12 protein-coding genes and 2 pseudogenes are annotated in these 17,560 nt (G+C 60.5%); 3 read left to right on the top strand and 11 right to left on the bottom strand.

Annotated features, from left to right (window positions below; genetic code table 11):
• From ACR65W_RS04440 to ACR65W_RS04450, 3 genes are all read right to left on the bottom strand, one after another.
• Window positions 1-704: L,D-transpeptidase (locus ACR65W_RS04440; RefSeq protein ID WP_434502354.1), on the bottom strand; the 704-nt coding region annotated here is incomplete at its 3' end.
• A gap of 183 nt (window positions 705-887) precedes the next feature.
• Entirely contained in the window at window positions 888-1,643 is a 756-nt protein-coding gene (locus tag ACR65W_RS04445) for a PAS domain-containing protein (protein ID WP_434502356.1), read from the bottom strand.
• Between the two features lie 774 nt (window positions 1,644-2,417).
• Entirely contained in the window at window positions 2,418-2,756 is a 339-nt protein-coding gene (locus ACR65W_RS04450) for a hypothetical protein (RefSeq protein ID WP_434499820.1), read from the bottom strand.
• Here ACR65W_RS04450 and ACR65W_RS04455 point away from each other — a divergent pair.
• Window positions 2,688-4,910: pseudogene (locus tag ACR65W_RS04455) on the top strand (copper-transporting P-type ATPase); the annotation flags it as partial. The gene ACR65W_RS04450 and the pseudogene ACR65W_RS04455 sit on opposite strands and share 69 nt — an antisense overlap.
• A gap of 474 nt (window positions 4,911-5,384) precedes the next feature.
• A pseudogene (locus tag ACR65W_RS04460) lies at window positions 5,385-5,687 on the top strand (OmpA family protein); the annotation flags it as partial.
• 157 nt (window positions 5,688-5,844) lie between these two features.
• Here the strand turns inward: ACR65W_RS04460 and ACR65W_RS04465 are convergent.
• The 6 genes from ACR65W_RS04465 to ACR65W_RS04490 form a co-directional block, all read right to left on the bottom strand.
• Window positions 5,845-9,027 carry an efflux RND transporter permease subunit gene (locus ACR65W_RS04465; RefSeq protein ID WP_434499730.1) on the bottom strand — a complete coding sequence of 1,061 codons (3,183 nt, stop codon included), beginning with the start codon at window positions 9,025-9,027 and terminating at the stop codon, window positions 5,845-5,847.
• Window positions 9,024-10,400 (bottom strand): efflux RND transporter periplasmic adaptor subunit, encoded by a 1,377-nt coding sequence (locus ACR65W_RS04470; RefSeq protein WP_434499731.1) that lies wholly within the window; start codon window positions 10,398-10,400, stop codon window positions 9,024-9,026. Before ACR65W_RS04470 ends, ACR65W_RS04465 begins: the two co-directional genes overlap by 4 nt.
• Complete coding sequence (locus ACR65W_RS04475) at window positions 10,397-11,635, bottom strand: TolC family protein (protein ID WP_434499732.1); 1,239 nt, start codon at window positions 11,633-11,635, stop codon at window positions 10,397-10,399. Before ACR65W_RS04475 ends, ACR65W_RS04470 begins: the two co-directional genes overlap by 4 nt.
• Complete coding sequence (locus tag ACR65W_RS04480; RefSeq protein ID WP_434502358.1) at window positions 11,632-12,039, bottom strand: FixH family protein; 408 nt, start codon at window positions 12,037-12,039, stop codon at window positions 11,632-11,634. The genes ACR65W_RS04475 and ACR65W_RS04480 overlap by 4 nt, the downstream gene beginning before the upstream one ends.
• 168 nt (window positions 12,040-12,207) lie before the next feature.
• On the bottom strand, window positions 12,208-12,531 hold the full coding sequence (locus ACR65W_RS04485) for a hypothetical protein (protein ID WP_434499734.1): 324 nt from the start codon (window positions 12,529-12,531) through the stop codon (window positions 12,208-12,210).
• 687 nt (window positions 12,532-13,218) lie between these two features.
• Entirely contained in the window at window positions 13,219-14,067 is an 849-nt protein-coding gene (locus tag ACR65W_RS04490; protein WP_434499735.1) for a sterol desaturase family protein, read from the bottom strand.
• An 813-nt stretch (window positions 14,068-14,880) separates the two neighbouring features.
• On the opposite strand from ACR65W_RS04490, the gene ACR65W_RS04495 reads away from it, so the two are divergent.
• The gene (locus ACR65W_RS04495; protein ID WP_434499737.1) at window positions 14,881-16,206 is read left to right on the top strand and encodes an adenylate/guanylate cyclase domain-containing protein; all 1,326 of its coding nucleotides are present in this window, start codon (window positions 14,881-14,883) and stop codon (window positions 16,204-16,206) included.
• On the opposite strand, the gene ACR65W_RS04500 is transcribed toward ACR65W_RS04495, so the two are convergent.
• A complete protein-coding gene (locus ACR65W_RS04500) occupies window positions 16,183-16,677 on the bottom strand; it encodes a TIGR04282 family arsenosugar biosynthesis glycosyltransferase (RefSeq protein ID WP_434499738.1) in 495 nt (164 codons plus the stop codon). The two genes, ACR65W_RS04495 and ACR65W_RS04500, sit on opposite strands and share 24 nt — an antisense overlap.
• Window positions 16,678-16,793: 116 nt before the next feature.
• Window positions 16,794-17,462, bottom strand: coding sequence for a TIGR04283 family arsenosugar biosynthesis glycosyltransferase (locus tag ACR65W_RS04505; RefSeq protein WP_434499739.1), 669 nt, complete (start codon window positions 17,460-17,462; stop codon window positions 16,794-16,796).
• Window positions 17,463-17,560: the final 98 nt, after the last annotated feature.

Below are 17,560 nucleotides of genomic sequence, written 5' to 3' on the forward strand. Positions count from 1 at the left end.
GCGGCGGTTTTTTGGTAGAGATCCATCGCGTCCTGATTGATCATCCGGATGCAGCCAGACGATTGGCTCTTCCCGATTGTCCATGGCTCATTCGTGCCGTGGATGCGAAAGAGCGTATCTCGGTCCCCTTGCCAGAGATACATCGCGCGGGCCCCTAACGGATTGCCGGGACCGCCATGCATGCCAAGACCGCTTTGCAGCTCAACCAACTGCCTCTTAAGGTCGGGCCTGCGTTCGATCATTTCTTTCGGCGGATACCAGTCAGGCCATTCCTGCTTACTCTTGATCGTCGCTTCCCCTGACCAGGCGAACCCGTCGCGCCCGACGCCGATGCCATAGCGGGTCGCCCGGCCGCCCGCCTCGACGTAATAGAGATAGTGCCGGGCGGGATCGACCACGATTGTCCCTGGAGTTTCTCTGGTCGAGTAGGCGACGTTGGCGCGATGGAATGCTGAATCGACGAGGCCCGGTCTGACCGCTGGAACGATGAAGCCGGCGTCCTTCATCTCGCCGTAGAAGTTGCCCCCCTGGACCGCGACTGCGTCGATGCGTCCCGCCGGCTCGGCAGGATCGGTGCGAGGCGTCGGCGCGACGGCTGAGGCGCTCAGGGTCGGAGGCGTGTGCGTGCTGACGCATCCGGCAAGGCCCGCCCCAGCCGCTGCTGAGGCGAATAAGATCAGGATATGACGGATTTTGGAAGGCATAGGCGATCACCGTCCTCGGCTGCTTCCGCCAATATAGCTAAATCCGCGCCGTTAACCAATGCGCCCGGCGCGGCTCGGCTCCGCCAGCTGAGCGGGACCGATCGCTTTGAAGACGTCTCGTCAGGTCAAGGCTTGGGGAAGAACGCCAGCAATGCCGCTGATCTCTATGTTTACCGTCGCGCCTTAGCCTTGCTTCGTCTCATGGCAAGACAACTCCTCCAGCAGGTCGAGAAGCGCTTCAAATCGGACCGGCTTAATAAGTAGACCGTCGAAGCCGACATCTTTAACGAGCTGAACCGTGCGCTCGGCGCGCGAAGCGCTGAGGGCGACGAGAGAGATTCTGTCGCCTTCGGGGACATGCATGCGACGGATCAGATCAACGACATCCAAATAGGGCATGGCCATATCAAGAAACACCAGTGGCGGCTTAAATTCATTCAGCGCGGCAAGGCCGCCCGCGCCGCTGTAAGCAAGCCGGACACGGGTCCCGAATGTTCCGAGCAGCAGCGCAAGCGCGTCAGCGGCGTCACGATTTTCATCAATCACGAGAGCCCTGAGCGACGGGGGTGCGTTCGCGGCCGTGCAGGCGGACGCCGCTTCCAATGAAGGTTTACCGCGCTGCGCGGTGACATCGTGGGCGACCCCGATCATGCGAAGCGGACGCCCTCGCTGGTCTCGCTCGACGACCCCTCGTTCGCGGAACCATGTTACTATTCCATCCGGACCAAGGATTCGGATTTCGGTCTCAAACCGTTCAGTCTCGCCGAGCAGCGCTGCTTCGATATCTGCGCAAAATCGCACTCGATCTTCTGGATGGACGGCATCCCGGACTGCGGCAAAACGGCTGAACATGCCTGTGCTCGACGAGGACATGTCGGAGTCAAACGGATCAAACCGCCGCACGATATCCCGCACGATGTCCCACTCAAAGCTGATCATGGGAACCGCGCGCAGCGCTAGGCGCAGCGCAAGTTCATTGCGTCGCGCCCGTTCCTCATGGGCGGCCTTAAGTCCGAAATTCGCTTTCCGCCCCAGCTGCGTCATTGCAGCCTTGTCCGTCGTAATCTTTTGATAGTTATCATCGATCGGTCTTTCTCAGGGACGGCCAAGTTGAAATATTAGTGCAATATCAACCTGCTGACCAGCGGGCGCGGCCAATGATGATGCGAGCCGCGCGACCTTGTTCCGCCCAAGCGATCTTCGCTCTCCCCAGGCTTCGTCGCCCGAGTGGACGGTTTCACCCGCGCAAAGGCGCGCGTTGAATTTCCCACAGTTGTTTTCGCAAATTCTACGTAGAATTCCGCTCCGCGCGTAACGAACACAGTCCCCTTGAGTGTTGCCGGGTCGTCAAGAATCGTGTGCTTGAACAACGGAGTTTGAAGCGGACCGTCATGGAGCGATGACCCGCCCGGCGCTTGGGGGGTGGTCATATCAAAATGGTAGGAATCTTAGCACGACGAATAGCGAGATTGCCGCCTCGCTCCATCAAAGCTTGAGTATGGCGCCAGGGACGGGATTGAACCACCGACACTACGATTTTCAGTCGCGACGTAAGTGTATCTAACGATTTGTTTTTACCCTTGTTTGCCAAATGAAATTTTTTCAGCAAGGCTTCAACAAGGGTTGCGCGGCTTCCTCGGTCTTTCCTTGACCCGCGATCGAATTGGCTGTCAGTTTTGATCTCTTTGGCGTTGCCTTGGAGAAAGGTGTTGCCTAGGCCAAGGCCGGCCTTGCGAAAATGATGAGGGAATTGATCGTGTAAACAGCAAGCTGGCGGGCCAGAATCTGTTCGCCCGGCACGTCGATGGTCACCCAACATGGCCTGCGATACTGACCCTGGGTGCTGGGATGTTTGCGCTGACCCAAACGGTCGCGATTTTTTGGATAATAGAACGACGTCTCCAATCCGCGATACGGGGGCAAGCGCGGCTTCTCGATGGTTGCCGCCTTGAGCAGTTCATGAGCCTGAATAGATATAATTCTATGGATCACCCTCATCATCACGATCATGGGTCGCGTGAGGCGGCGAGACAAGGCCGTGACCAAGCTCACAATCATCCTCCAGCTCAGCAGATTGGTGACTCGAGCGTGACGGTCACTTCTGGGACAATTTATACCTGCCCCATGCATCCACAAATTCGTCAGCCCGTCCCTGGCGACTGTCCCATCTGTGGAATGACCCTCGAACCTGTTGTGGCGACGGCCGAAACTGGGCAGAGCCACGAACTCGTCGACATGACGCGTCGCTTCTGGATCGGTCTCGCTCTTACCGCGCCGATTCTCGTACTTGAGATGGGCGGACATTTTTTTGGACTGCATCGTTTCATTGAGCCACAGCTTTCCAACTGGATTCAATTTGCTCTGGCGACGCCGGTGGTTCTTTGGGCTGGTTGGCCTTTTTTCGTCCGCGCGGCGCGTTCGTTGATTACCCGCAAATTGAATATGTTCACGCTCATCGCGATGGGCACGGGAGTCGCTTGGCTTTACAGCGCCATCGCAACGATTGCCCCGTCTGTCTTTCCTGCTGCGTTTCGGGCTGCGGACGGTTCTGTCGCGATCTATTTCGAGGCGGCGGCGGTCATCACCGTTCTGGTTCTGCTCGGACAGGTATTAGAGCTGCGCGCCCGTGAGCAAACGGGAGGGGCTATTCGCGCGTTGCTCGACCTCGCGCCGAAATTCGCGCGGCGAATAGCGCCGGACGGCTCCGACGAGGACGTGCCGCTCGAAACGGTCGTCGTGGGCGATCGCCTGCGGGTGCGACCGGGCGAAAAGATCCCTGTCGATGGCGAGCTGCTCGAAGGACGCAGCTCCGTCGACGAGTCCATGGTCACCGGCGAATCGATGCCCGTTACGAAGACCGTCGGCGATCGACTCGTAGGCGGAACGATGAATCAGACTGGCGCCTTTGTCATGCGCGCGGACAAAGTCGGTCGCGACACGATGCTCTCGCGCATTATCGAGATGGTCGCCGCCGCGCAGAGAAGTCGCGCCCCGATTCAACGGCTTGCCGACCAGGTCTCGGGCTGGTTCGTGCCGCTGGTCATCGCCGTGGCGGCGGTCGCTTTCATAGCATGGGCTGCTTTTGGCCCTGAGCCGCGGATGACCTACGGCCTTGTCGCGGCCGTTTCCGTCCTCATCATCGCCTGTCCCTGCGCGCTTGGCTTGGCGACGCCCATGTCGATCATGGTTGGCGTTGGACGCGGCGCGCAGTCCGGCGTCCTCATCAAGGACGCCGAAGCGCTGGAGCGTCTCGAAAAGGTTGACACGCTCGTCGTCGACAAGACCGGTACGCTCACCGAAGGCCATCCGCGGGTCATCGCCATCCATCCAGTTGCGGGGATTACAGAGAACGATCTCTTGAGATTGGCGGCGAGCGTCGAGCGCGGCAGCGAACATCCGCTGGCGATGGCCATCGTTCAATCGGCCATCCAAAAAAATCTGAAACTTGGAGATGCGGACGACTTTGACGCCCCGGTCGGCAAGGGGGTGATCGGCAAAGTCGAGGGACGGTCGCTTGTCATCGGCACGCGACGATTTCTCGATGAAAATGGGATCGATGCGACTGAACTCGTTGAGGAAGCAGAAAGATTGCGTGAAGACGGGGCCACCGCAATCTTCGTCGCGATCGATGGCAAGGCGGCAGGAGTTCTTGCAATCGCAGATCCCATCAAAGCGACAACCCCAACCGCGTTGCACGCATTGAGAGATGACGGCGTTTCGGTCGTCATGCTCACTGGCGACAATTGGACGACTGCCCGCGCCATCGCAAAACGCCTTGGCATAGAGGAAGTCGAGGCCGAGATTCTGCCAGAGGACAAGAGCAAGGTTGTGACGCGCCTGCTCGAGCAGGGACGCATCGTGGCCATGGCGGGCGACGGCGTTAATGACGCTCCAGCGCTGGCGGCGGCAGACATAGGCGTCGCGATGGGGACGGGAACTGACGTAGCGATCGAAAGCGCCGGCGTAACCCTGCTGAAGGGCGATCTTCGAGGCATCGTTCGAGGGCGTCGTCTGTCGACGGCGACGATGCGAAATATCCGACAGAATCTCTTTTTCGCTTTCATCTATAATGCTGCGGGCGTGCCGGTCGCGGCTGGCGCGCTTTACCCATTTTTTGGCGTGTTGCTGTCCCCAATCATCGCCGCCGCCGCCATGACGCTTTCATCGCTCAGCGTCATCCTCAACTCTCTTCGCTTGCGCAACGTTAATCCTGACGAGCAACTTACCTCGTCGCGTTTGCCTGCACCCAGGCGGTCTCGCCGGGTCGCCGCATGGGTCGCGTCGATCGCCGCGCTCATCGTCTTCGGCGCCCTGCTCTTCGCCTATACGCCTCAGCTTCACGGTCCACAGTTGGTTGAGCCTAAGGGAACCGAGACCCTCGAAACTGCTCCAGCGCCTCAGGTGGCAAAGCCTCAGCCAACAGAGGCTCCGTCATCGTCTCGCGAAACAGAGGCGCAGATCTCGACGCCTCACGAGCCGACGAAAGAGCAAGAGTCCGAGGCGGCGAAAAAGAATGCCGCTGCTGGCCAACGCGTCGCGAAAATCCTTCCCAATGGGGTCGAGTTGACGTTGTCTGAAAGCGACGTCGAGGCAAGATTGCTTGACTTTCTCGAGAATCGAACCGCTCAGTCAAAAAAAGTCACCTGGTTCGACCTCGACCATGTTGTTTTCAACTCGGGTCGGAAGTCGCCCCGACCGGGTTCGCAAGAGCAGCTGCGCAACATCGCCAAGATTCTCGCCGCCTATCCTCAGGCGCGCGCCATTATTGGCGGCTTTACCGACGACGTTGGCAACGCAAAAACTAACCAGAAAATTTCACAGGCGCGCGCCGAATTCGTACGCCGGGAACTGATTCGCATGGGGACGGACAATTCACGCGTCGAGGCGAAGGGGTATGGAGAGGAGCATCCTATCGCGAGCAACGACACAGAAGACGGACGAAGGAAGAATCGCCGCGTCTCCCTGGGCGTGATCCCAAAGTAGCGGACTTTCAGATCCAAGAACGCCTGGTTCATCCAAGGCCGGCCCATGACAACCAAAAGTTTCTGGACGAATTCCTTTCACGGATCGAACGGGCGCTCCCTGTCGCGATGCTTGCAGGGCTTGGCGCCGAACTATTGTACAGTCGCTTCGTAACAGCTCAGACGTTCAACCCAGCTTGCGGCGGTTCAGATTTCAAAGCCCGCATCTCTTGGCTCTTTTCAAGTCCCGTTACGGGCAATCCTATGCCTTTGATCAGCGCATAAATCGCCGGGATCACGATGAGCGTCAGAAATGTGGAGGAGACCATGCCGCCGATCATCGGCACGGCGATACGCTGCATGACCTCCGAGCCGGCGCCCGTGCTCCACAATATCGGCACGAGGCCCGCCATGATGGCGACGACCGTCATCATCTTAGGGCGCACCCGTTCAACGGCGCCGAGCATGATGGCTTCGCGAAGATCCGCCTTTGTGAACGCTTTGCCTTGATTGGCGCGCGCTTCCGCGACTTCGTTCATCGCTGCGTCGAGATAGATCAGCATGACGACGCCGGTTTCCGCGGCGACGCCGGCGAGCGCGATGAAGCCCACGCCGACAGCGACGGACATATTGAATTTCATGAGCCACATTAGCCAGACGCCCCCGACGAGGGCGAAAGGCAGGGACAGCATGACGATCAATGTCTCGGTAATTCGCCTGAAGTTCAGATAGAGCAACAAGAATATGATCGCGAGCGTGACTGGAACGACAATGCGCATGCGTGTCTCGGCGCGCTGCAGATATTCGAACTGACCGCTCCAGATGGCATAGGAGCCCGCTGGAAAATCGATTGCGTCACTAACCGCTTTGCGGGCTTCGGCCACGAAACTGCCGATGTCACGGTCTCGGATATCGACGAAGATGTAGACGGCGAGCTGTCCATTCTCCGTGCGGATGGAGGTGGGGCCGCGGACCAGCTCAACCCTTGCGACCTCGCCAAGCGGAATGGTTCCGCCGCCGGGAAGCGAGATGAGGACATCGCTCGCGATCGCTCGAGGGCTTGAACGAAAGTCCCTGGGGTAGCGGATGTTGACGCCATAGCGCTCGCGTCCTTCGACCGTGGTGGTCACGACTTCGCCGCCGAGCGCCGTCGCAATTGTCGCCTGCACGTCGTCGATCATCAGTCCATAGCGCGCAAGCGCCCCGCGATCCGGCTCGATGTCGAGATAATACCCGCCCATCACGCGCTCGGCATAGGCGGACGCGGCGCCACGCACGCCCCTAATGACTTTTTCGGCCTGCCGCGCGAGCCCTTCGAGCTTCGAAAGATCATTGCCCATGATTTTGACGCCGACCGGGGTCTTGATGCCGGTTGCGAGCATATCGATCCTGTTGCGGATCGGCATGGTCCAAGCGTTGGAAACGCCTGGGAACTGCAATGCGGCGTCCATCTCCGCGACGAGGCTGTCGATCGTGACGCCTGGCCGCCATTCATCCTTCGGCTGGAGATTGATGATGGTCTCGAACATTTCGAGCGGCGCGGGGTCAGTCGCCGTCGATGCGCGGCCGGCCTTGCCGAAAACGGACCTCACTTCGGGAAAGGATTTAATGATCCGGTCCTGCGTCTGCAGCAGTTGCGCAGCCTTGGTCACGGAAAGACCCGGGAGGGTCGTCGGCATATAGAGCAGCGCGCCTTCGTTGAGCGCCGGCATGAACTCCGAACCGAGTTGGCGCGCGGGAAGAATCGTGACGACGAGAGCGCCGACGGCCAGAAGGATCGTTGGAACCTTCGCATGCATGACCAGGCGGATGATCGGCCGGTAGACAGATATCAGCGCCCGATTGATCGGGTTTCTCTCCTCTGAGACGATCTTGCCGCGTATGAAAACCACCATCAACGCCGGCACGAGCGTAACGGATAGCAGCGCCGCTGACGCCATGGCGAAAGTCTTTGTAAAGGCCAATGGGCTGAAAAGCCGACCTTCCTGAGACTCCAGCGTAAAGATTGGCAGGAACGAGACCGTGATGATCAGCAGACTGAAGAACAGCGCCGGACCGACTTCAGTCGCTGCGTCGATCAAAATGTCGAGGCGCGGCGTGTGGGGCGCGGCCCGCTCCAGCCGCTTGTGAGCGTTCTCGATCATCACGATCGCGGCGTCGACCATCGCGCCGATGGCGATGGCGATGCCCCCCAGGCTCATGATGTTGGACCCGAGCCCGAGCGTCTTCATCGCCGCAAAGGCCATGAGCACGCCGACCGGCAGCATGATGATCGCGATCAGCGCGCTGCGGAAATGCAAAAGGAAGACAACGCAAACGAGCGCGACGATGACGCTTTCCTCGACAAGCGTGCCGCGAAGGGTTTCGATCGCGGCGTGGATAAGTTCGGAACGGTCGTAGACCGGGACAATCTCAACGCCCTTGGGAAGGCTCGGCGTGATCTGCGCCAGCGCCGCCTTAACATTGTCGATGACGGTCAGGGCGTTGGCGCCATAACGCTGCAAGGCGATTCCGCTCGCCACTTCGCCTTCGCCGTTGAGTTCGGTGACGCCGCGCCGCTCATCCGGTCCGAGCTCAACGCGCGCGACATCCTTGAGAAGGAGCGGCGTTCCCTCGCCGGCGCGCAAAACGATATTTTCGAGATCGGCGAGGCTTTTCAGATAGCCTCGCCCCCGAACGATAAACTCGAATTCCGAAAGCTCCACCGTTCGGCCGCCGACATCCGCGTTGCTGGCGCGAACGGCTTCACGAATCCTTGAAAGTGGAATGTTGAGGGCGCGCAGCCGGTTTGGATCGACGACAATATTATATTGTCGCACGTAACCGCCCACGCTCGCCACTTCGGCGACTCCTTCGGCCTTCGCGAGGCCGTAACGCAGCGTCCAGTCTTGAAGCGAGCGTAATTCGGCAAGCGTCATTTGCTTTGCGACGAGCGCATATTGATAGACCCAGCCGACGCCCGTCGCGTCAGGACCGAGAACCGGCGAGGCGCCGGCCGGCAAGCGTTTTGTCACGGCGCTCAGATATTCGAGCACGCGCGAACGCGCCCAATAGACGTCCACCCCGTCTTCGAAAATCACATAGACAAAGGAGACGCCGAAAAAGGAGAAGCCGCGCACCACCTTCGACCGCGGAACCGTCAACATGGCGCTCGCCAATGGATAGGTGACTTGGTCCTCCACGACTTGCGGCGCCTGTCCCGGATATTCGGTAAAGACGATCGCCTGCACGTCCGAAAGATCCGGGATGGCGTCGAGGGGCAGAGTTCGCAGCGAATAGAGGCCGGCGGCGATCGCAAAGAAGGTCCCAACCGACACCAGCACGAGATTGCGGGCCGACCAGGAGATGAGCCGGCCGATCATTTGCCCGCCTCGCCATGATCGAGCGCCTCTAGCGCCGCTTTCAGATTGCTCTCCGCATCAATCAGGAAGTTGGCGGAAGTAACGACGCGGTCTCCTTCGGCGACGCCGCTTTTGATTTCCGCATAGCCGTCTCCGTGACGGCCGATCTTGACTTGTCGCGGCTCGAAGCGGCCTTCGCCTTTGTCGAGAAGCACGACCTGTCGCTTGCCCGCGTCAATAATCGCACTTTCCGGCGCGGCGAGGACCTTCCCCTTGCCGCCGGTTTCGATCTCGACGTCGGCATACATGTCGCCGAGCAGCAAATCATCCGTATTCGGCAGCTCGATGCGCAGGCGCGCGGTGCGCGTCTCCATGTTCAGATGGGGATAGATAAGCGCGACGCGTCCCTTGATGGGCCGATCCGGATAGGATCTCGCGCGGATGATCGCCGTCTGACCCGCGGCGACGGATTCCACGTCTCGCTCGGGAATATCCGCGAGCACCCACACGACGCTATGATCGACAATGCGAAACAGCATTTCTCCAGGCGCCGCGCGCATGCCGCTCAAGGCCTTGCGTTCGATGACGTGGCCATCCTGCGGCGCCGGCCATGTGATGACGCGGGGAACGCGACGGCTCCGCGCAATAGCGGCGATCATGGCGTCGTCGAGGCCAAGATTGACGAGCCGCCGCCGTGCGCCTTCGATTCGCGCCGAGGAATGGGCGTTCAGCACCGCGACATATTCGGCCGCGGCGTTGGAGAGGTCGGGCCCATAGATGCGCATGAGCGGCTGGCCCTTGCGCACATAATCGCCCTCCGCGAACTTCTCGACGGATTCGACGAATCCCTCGAAACGAAGCGACACGACCGACATGCGTCGCGGGTCAAAGTCCACGCGGCCAGACGCCCGAACAGGAACGGCGATCATCCGCCGCTGGACAGGCTCCGAACGTACGCCCGTCTTTTGCAACTTGGTGGCGCTGATGACGACCGTGGAGGCGTCCTGCGTCTCGTCTTCATAGACGGGCACATAGTCCATTCCCATCGGGTCTTTCTTTGGAACAGGCGACGTGTCGGGGAGGCCCATCGGGTTGCGGTAATAGCGGATGCGACGGCCGCGGCTTTCCTGATGGCCAGGCGCAGCCAGCTTGTCTTCGAAGGAGACGTCTTCGCTGGCGCGGACGGCGACATAGTCGTTGCCCGCTGCGTTCTTCTTCGGCTCGGCGGAATAGAAGGGACCGTCCGGATCCCGGTAGTAGATCACCGGCCCGGTTCCGGCATGGATCTCGGTAGGCGCGCGCACTGGCTCCTTGGCGCGCCAAAGCACGACGCCAGCGCCGACGAATGCCCCCACGGCGAGGGCCGCCCCGAAAAGAAGTTTCGCGCCCTTCATAGTGAACCTCCGGCGAGGCGTTCGAGGTCGGCGTATCTACTCTGCTCCTCGATTTTCAAGCCGAGGAGCTCCAGCTCGATGGCGCGCAAGCGACGCTCAGAGTCGAGGAGCGCGGCCAAGCTTGTCGTGCCGGCGTCGAATCCGCTGCGAGCCGTTTCGATCGACAGTTTCGCCGGCGGGAGCTGTCGCTGTTCGAATATCCTGATCGCCTTGCGGACGGCCTCGAGCCGGAACCATGCCTCAGCGACTTCGCCGTCGAGGCGGATGCGGAGCGCCTCGTTGCGCGCCTGCGCGGCCCCAACGCTGGCGCTCGCCGCCCGCTGTTCGGCGTCCTTCGCCTCATATTGCAGCGGCACAGTAAAACCGAGCATAAACATGCCGCTGTTTTCGCCGGTCTGGCGTTGCACGAAGTTCGCGCCAGCGGTGATGTCCGGATAGTAATTCAGATCAGTGAGCTTCTTGGCCGTCGTAGCGGATCGCACTTGAGCATGCGTGGCGGCGAGCTGCGGGTTGGACGCGCGTGCGAGGTCCTGAACGCCCGCAAGCGTCAATTTTGTTTTGAGAGAGGGAAAACCCTTGGGTGCGCCAAGCGGCGAGCGCGCGTCGCGCCCGATCAAAGCGTTCAATCTCGCGGCCGCAGATTTCGCTTCCCCTTCGCGGCGCGCGACATCTGCGGCGGCGTTGGCGGCTTCGAGCTCTGCCTTGATGACATCCTCCTGCTCGACTGAGCTTGCGCCATAGCGCAGGCGCAACAGCTCAAGCAGTTGGTCGACCCGTTGCTTCAGCGACTTCGACAACGCCACTGCGCGCTGCGCGGCGTTGTATTGAGCGAAAGCGGTCTTGACGCGTGCGATGAGGTCAATCTCAATTGCATGGCTGCGATGCCAGGCGGCGTCGGCGTCCGCTTCTGCGACGCCCCTCTCCAGATCTGTCTTCCCCCAAAGCCTGAACGTCTGCTGGGCGCCGATCCACCTCTGACCAACACCACGACTGTTCACGTCCCAAGCCTGTAACGTGACCACGGGATCCGGCTGGACGCCTGCAGCGCCGACGCGCTGGGCGGCGGAATCCGCGTCGAGAACCGCGGCCGCCACCTCGGGGCTGAGTTTTTTTGCCAACGCAACGACGCTCTCGGCCGTTGCGCCGGGAAGGTCACGATCGGCCGCCGAAGCGGACGCGATCGATAGGTTCGAGACCAGGAAAGCAATTAGAGGCAAACGGAGGCGCTGCATCATCGCGTAACCCGAAAGACAAGTCGGTTCTGAAGCGTTCCGACCTCTCCTTGAAGCTTCGCCGCAAGGGAAATGCGCCAGCGTCCCTCGTCGGTCAGGTCGACCTTAAATCGATAGAGACCAGGCTGCGAGGCTCTTGTCGACTCAATGGCGCCTGTCATCGCTTCCATGTCGTCCGGCGCCATGTCGAGCCTCATGGCGAAGATGACGGCGTCGGACACGAGTTTCCCGTCCGGCTTGTGAATCAACCGCACGTCAATGACTCCTTGTCCCCTCTTGAGCGTCGGCTGGATCAGCTCAAAAGCATAGTCGTCGATGGCGGCGCGGGCGTGTCCTGCGCCAAATATGAGGAGCGCCAGCAGCGCGCCCCTGGCAAGCTGCATGTGTTTCTTTGGCATTAGCGTCATCTCTTGCTTCCTCTCGGAAGCTGGTGCTGCTGGAATAGCTGTCGCGCGACGATGCTGCGCAAATGCACGCGCGACGCGCGGGGCCGATTTGAACAGCGCAAAGCAAGGGATTCGGCGACATAACCGTCGAAGCGCCGAGGCGCTGGAAAAATTGGCGCTAGTACAGCTTTAGAAGATCGGAGGACGAAGGCCCGGTGGGCTCAAGACGCCTCGATGCGTCGCATCGTCGGGAACCTGCGTCCGCAGCCCGACCTCCACCCTGCGCGCTTGCGTGAAAGTCGCGTGAGGCGCGAGCTGAATCGCCCCGCAGATGAGAGAATCGCAGTGCCTCAGCGCCGCCGAGTGATCGACCGGATGGTCCGGACAATCCTCTATCGCCGACATTCCCTCGCATGAATGTCCGACTGGCCCAACAAAACTGGACGCCGCGCCCGAGAGCGCGGCGATGATAACCATCGCGGAGACGATTAGGCGCAGCCAGTTCTGCTTCATTGTCGTCCTCTGTGCGATTGATATCACGGACTGCTCGGCCCGCAAAACTGTGGCGGACGCCAGTTCCGCTTGACGCGGCGACGAGCGTGTACAGCAAGGCGCTCTTGTGGCCCATGATGCGGACTTCCCGCTCGTCCACCTCATGATCGCGGCGGCAACCCGCCTTTGAGCGTCGCGCCTGCGCTTGAGCCTGCCGGCCGAAGGTGGGAAGCGCCTACGACGTGAAGGTCGGTCCGTCCGTCGGGATCTTCGCACCCGCCTGTATCAGGCGCGATTGAGCGCCGAAGCCGTCAACTCGGGAGTTACCAGCGTCGCATCCCTTCAATCCTGAATGTCGCGCCGCCGCCAGGCGTGGCTCTGACGAAGATCGATCCTCACATCCGTTCGATGAGTCTCCTCGAATTCGACCCCCAAGACCAACGCCCCGCTCCTTTCCTGTCGCTCCGCCAGAAAGGTTCGAATATCTTTTCGCGATCCGATGGCGCGACGTCAGGCCATGATCGATCACCTCATTTGTGGCCGTCTGAAGGACGCGAACCTGGACGGTGCGCCTTCCGGCTCCGCTCGAAGCGCCTTGTCGAGAAGATTGGCGACCACGCATTTGAGCGCCCATCGAGCGCTCTGTACTTCGGTTGGCGATCGGGCTCGTCGAACGCTGCCAATACACTCGCACGTGAACCTGCGGCGTCATGAGGCGGGGCCCCGCCGGCCCAACGGATAGCTGCGGTCGTCGTCCCGGAACGGCTGCAGAAGCATGCGGTCGAGGCGCAGTTCGGTCGGGTCGCGGAACTGCTCGATGCCGATGATCATGCCCTCGTGACCGGCCGCCGGCTGGGCGCGATAGGTCCCGAGCAGCCGATCCCACCAGGGCAGGTTGAAGCCGAAATTGCTGTTGGTTTCATGTGGCGCCTCCGAGTGATGAACGCGATGCATGTCAGGCGTGACGAGAATCCAGCGCAGCGCTTTGTCGAACCGCTTCGGAAGGCGGACGTTGCCGTGATTGAACATCGAGGTCGCGTTGAGGAGCACTTCGAAAAGTAGCACTGCCACCGCCGGCGTCCCCAGCGCGGCGACGACGCCGATCTTGATCACCATCGAGAGCAGGATTTCGAGCGGATGGAAACGCGCGCCGGTGGTCACATCGAATTCCAGGTCGGAGTGATGCATGCGGTGTAACCGCCACAGCGCCGGCACGGCATGGAACAATACGTGCTGCAGGTAAATGGCGAGGTCCAAGAGAATGATCGCGGCGATGAGCGCGAGCCAAGCTGGCGCTCCTAACGCCCGGAACAACCCCCAGCCGCGGTCGTCGGCAACCAGAGCCACGCCAACAGCGGCAACCGGAAAGGTGAAGCGAACGAGCAAGGCGTCGATCACGACGACGCCGAGGTTGCTGGGCCAGCGCTGGAGGCGGCCAACGGCTTGGCGTCGGCGCGGCGCCAGCAGTTCCCAGAACGCCATCGCGGCGAGGACGCTGACGAAAGCCCCCAGTCGGATCGGGGGTTCATAGGCAAGGAGGAACTCGACGAAGGTCATGTCTGGCACACAGAGGCCTTGAGGTGTGTCGATTTACAGTTCAATCCGAGACCTGAAATGCTCGGCGCCACTTGAGGAGCGTCAAGAAGATCATGTCAACATCCTCTTCACCGCGTAAGGACGCCTGATTCAACGCTTGACGAAGTACAATTTCGGCGACGCTTTGCAAGCCAATCGTCGATGGAGGTGACACCCCTCAAGTTCTCGAAATCTCTCCAGAAAAGAATTTCAGTCAGCTCCGTAACCAGAAACCGGTCTATTTCGAAGAATGTTTTAGCCCTTCTTATTGGCGTATCTGCGTACCGGATTCGCAGTCGAGTCCTGATCCTGCTTCACGATCCCTGATCTGCTTCACGATCGGAGCACGCACGCTCGTAGGCGGAATTGTGGGGTGCGCCGACGAGCGAATAAGGTAAAGCGCGAAAGGGTTCCATGCCCCCAAGGATGGAGCCAATGAGGAAGGACGACATGAAAAAGGCAGTTCAAATCGCGTTGCTCGCTTTCTTGCTATTCATTGGCGTCGCAGGCGGTAGCGCAAAAATCGTCAATTCACTCAGGTCCGGCGCCAGCGACCCCTGCCTTGGCTACGCAATTTGCCAGTGACCCGAGCCTGACGGAATCGTTTGGAACTGCATGGGAGCAAGCAAAGGCCCACAAATGGCCGAAAGAAGATTATGCCGCTCACCATCCATGAACTCCTTGGCTCACACAACGACGATGTTCCGACGCGCAATTTCGCAATTCTGGCGCTCGTTAGCGGCGGCTCCACTCGGCGAGCCGGCGCCGGCTCATATTCCGTCACGATTGAGAGGAGTGATTGCGCAGGAACATAAGCGGGGAGAACTGCTTATCGCTTGGGCGCAAGGCGCATTGCTGCTGATTTGGAGCGCGCTCTATGCGCTCGCGCCAAGAGCTTTACCCTCGCAAGCATTCGAGTCCGTTCCGTGGACGCTGGCGGCCTATGGCGCGTTCATCATCGTCAGGCTCATCCTGATTTATCAAGACCGACTCGTAGATTGGCATGTAGCGCTTTCGATCATCGTCGATATCGGCGTGTTGATGTTGCTGATTTGGAGCTTTCATCTTCAATATGGTCAGCCGCCAGCTTTTTACCTGAAGGCGCCAACACTGCTTTATGTCTTTATCTTTATAGCCTTGCGCACATTGAGTTTCGAGGCGCGATGGGTGTTGCTCGCAGGAGCGGTCAGCGCCGCCGGCTGGGGCTCTCTCTTACTCTACGCCATCGTGGCGCAATCGGATAATCCACCGGTCACTCACGACTATGTCCATTACATGAATTCGTCGAGCATTCTGCTCGGCGCGGAATTTGACAAGATTGTCTCGATTCTCATGGTTACGGCGGTGCTGGCGTTAGCGTTGCGGAGAACGCGGCAACTTGTTCTGCGTTGCGTCGTCGATCATGCTGCGGCCAACGAGTTGTCTCGCTTCGTCGCAAGAGGCCTGGCGCAGAGAATCGCGCGCGCCGAGGCGCCGATCGAGCCCGGTCAGGCGGAACTGAGATCGGCTGCCGCCCTCGTTATCGACTTGCGTGATTTCACAAGGATTTCTCGCCGCCTGACGCCTCAGGAGGTAATGCAGCTGCTCGGCGAGTATCAAAGGCGCGTTATACCGCTTGTTCAGCGTAGCGGAGGATTCATCGACAAATTCCTCGGCGACGGCATCCTCGCGAGTTTTGGCGCTGTGATCGTAAACGATACTTATGCCGCTGACGCGCTCCGCGCTGTCGATGCCATCGCGTCGGAGCTTGAGACGTGGCGCGCTACGCGCATCGAGGCTGGCTTAGTGGCGCCCTCGTTTGGCTTGGCGGTCTCAACGGGCGATGTTTTGTTTGGCGCGGTTGGCGACAGCACCAGGCTTGAGTACACGATTATAGGCGACGCCGTCAATTTCGGCGCCCGGCTCGAAAAGCACTCCAAGATTGAGCGGGTGACGGCCGTAACGGATTCGGCGACGTTTGAACTTGCTCGGTCCCAAGGTTACGCATCAACCGAAAGGTGGGGTTATCGTCTTGGGCGCGAAATTGCGGGCGTCGACTATCCAGTCGATCTCGCGGTTCTAATAGAGGGGGCGGGGCATTCCTCCAATGGACCTCGGTTATCTGTGGCGGCGTCCGTATAGAAACTCCCAACCGGAAAGACGCGCGAGCGACGCGGCGTCGTCGACGTCCTCGTGCATATTGAGCATCGCGACCGAGGCGCCGGCTAAATTCGCCAGACTGTCGGATAACGCATGTTCCGTCGACCACCGCACGTCGCGGAAGGGATCAACGAAGCGGGGTCGGCGGCGAAAGCCAACGGCCCAATAGCCACCGTCCGCTGCAGGGCCAAAAGCCGCGTCATGATTGCCCAACGCCCGAAAAGCGTCCGCCACTTCGGCAATCGTGACGCTCGGCACATCGGAGCCGATGATGAGTACGGGTCCCGCCGGCAACGCTTTTGCGACCCGCGCCATGCGCTCGCCGAGGTCGCCCTTGCCTTGCGGCAAAACGCCAAAGCGAGGCGGCCAAGGTCCGGAGCGATCGGGCGTCACCGCGAGCCATGTTGTCCAACGCGGATCGGCCCCGAGACGTCGAAGTGTCTGCGTCAGCATAACGCGCTGAAACCTCAACGCCTGCATAGGCCCTATGCCTGCCTCGAGGCGCCGTTTGCCGGCGCCGTATCGCGGCGCGCGCGTAAAAATGACAAGATGCGCGCGAAGACCCATGGTCAGCCGTAGACGCGCTTGATGAACTTCGTTGGAACGCCTGCGAAATATAGCGAGAGGCAAAGGAGGTTGCGGGCGCTGCGCCGCAGCCATCCCTCCCGACGCCACCGCGCGGCGGAGGTGCGCGCCGTTACGGGAAGCGCTACGACGCGGCGACGACCGATCCGGCGCGCGAAGTCGACATCCTCCATCAGCTCCAGCGGCCTATAGCCGCCGACAGCGCGATAAAGGTCACGATGAATAAGCAGGCCCTGATCGCCATAGGGCAAGCCCAGTCTCCTAACGCGCCAGGCGACCATTCGCTCCAGACGTCGCGCTTGCCGTGATGGATCATCCAGAGCGAAGCGGAAGGTCGCCGCCTTCGTCCGATTTGCCGGGTCCTTGCAAAAATGGGTCACGGCCTTCCGCCAGCCTTCCTCCAGCAAAGTATCGGCGTGAAGAAACAAGAGCCAGTCGCCCCTTGCTTGCTCGGCGCCGGCGCTTAACTGCGGGCCGCGTCCTCTCGGCGCGACAATGACCCGCGCGCCCCGGTCACGCGCCATGTTTGCGCTAGCATCGGTTGAGCCGCCGTCGACGACGAGAATTTCGCCGTCGACGCCAGACAGCGCCGCCAGTGTTCCTGGCAGCGTTTGCGAAGCGTTCAAGATCGGAATGACAATCGATAGGCTCATGCTGACCGCCTATTGAGGCCTTCGTCGCGACCCGGGAAAGGTTACTTCCATGCCGGAGATTAGAAAACATCCTAGAGGAAGGCAGTTGGCCGACTATA

The sequence above is a fragment of the Methylocystis sp. genome (assembly GCF_051062815.1).
Lineage (GTDB): Bacteria > Pseudomonadota > Alphaproteobacteria > Rhizobiales > Beijerinckiaceae > Methylocystis.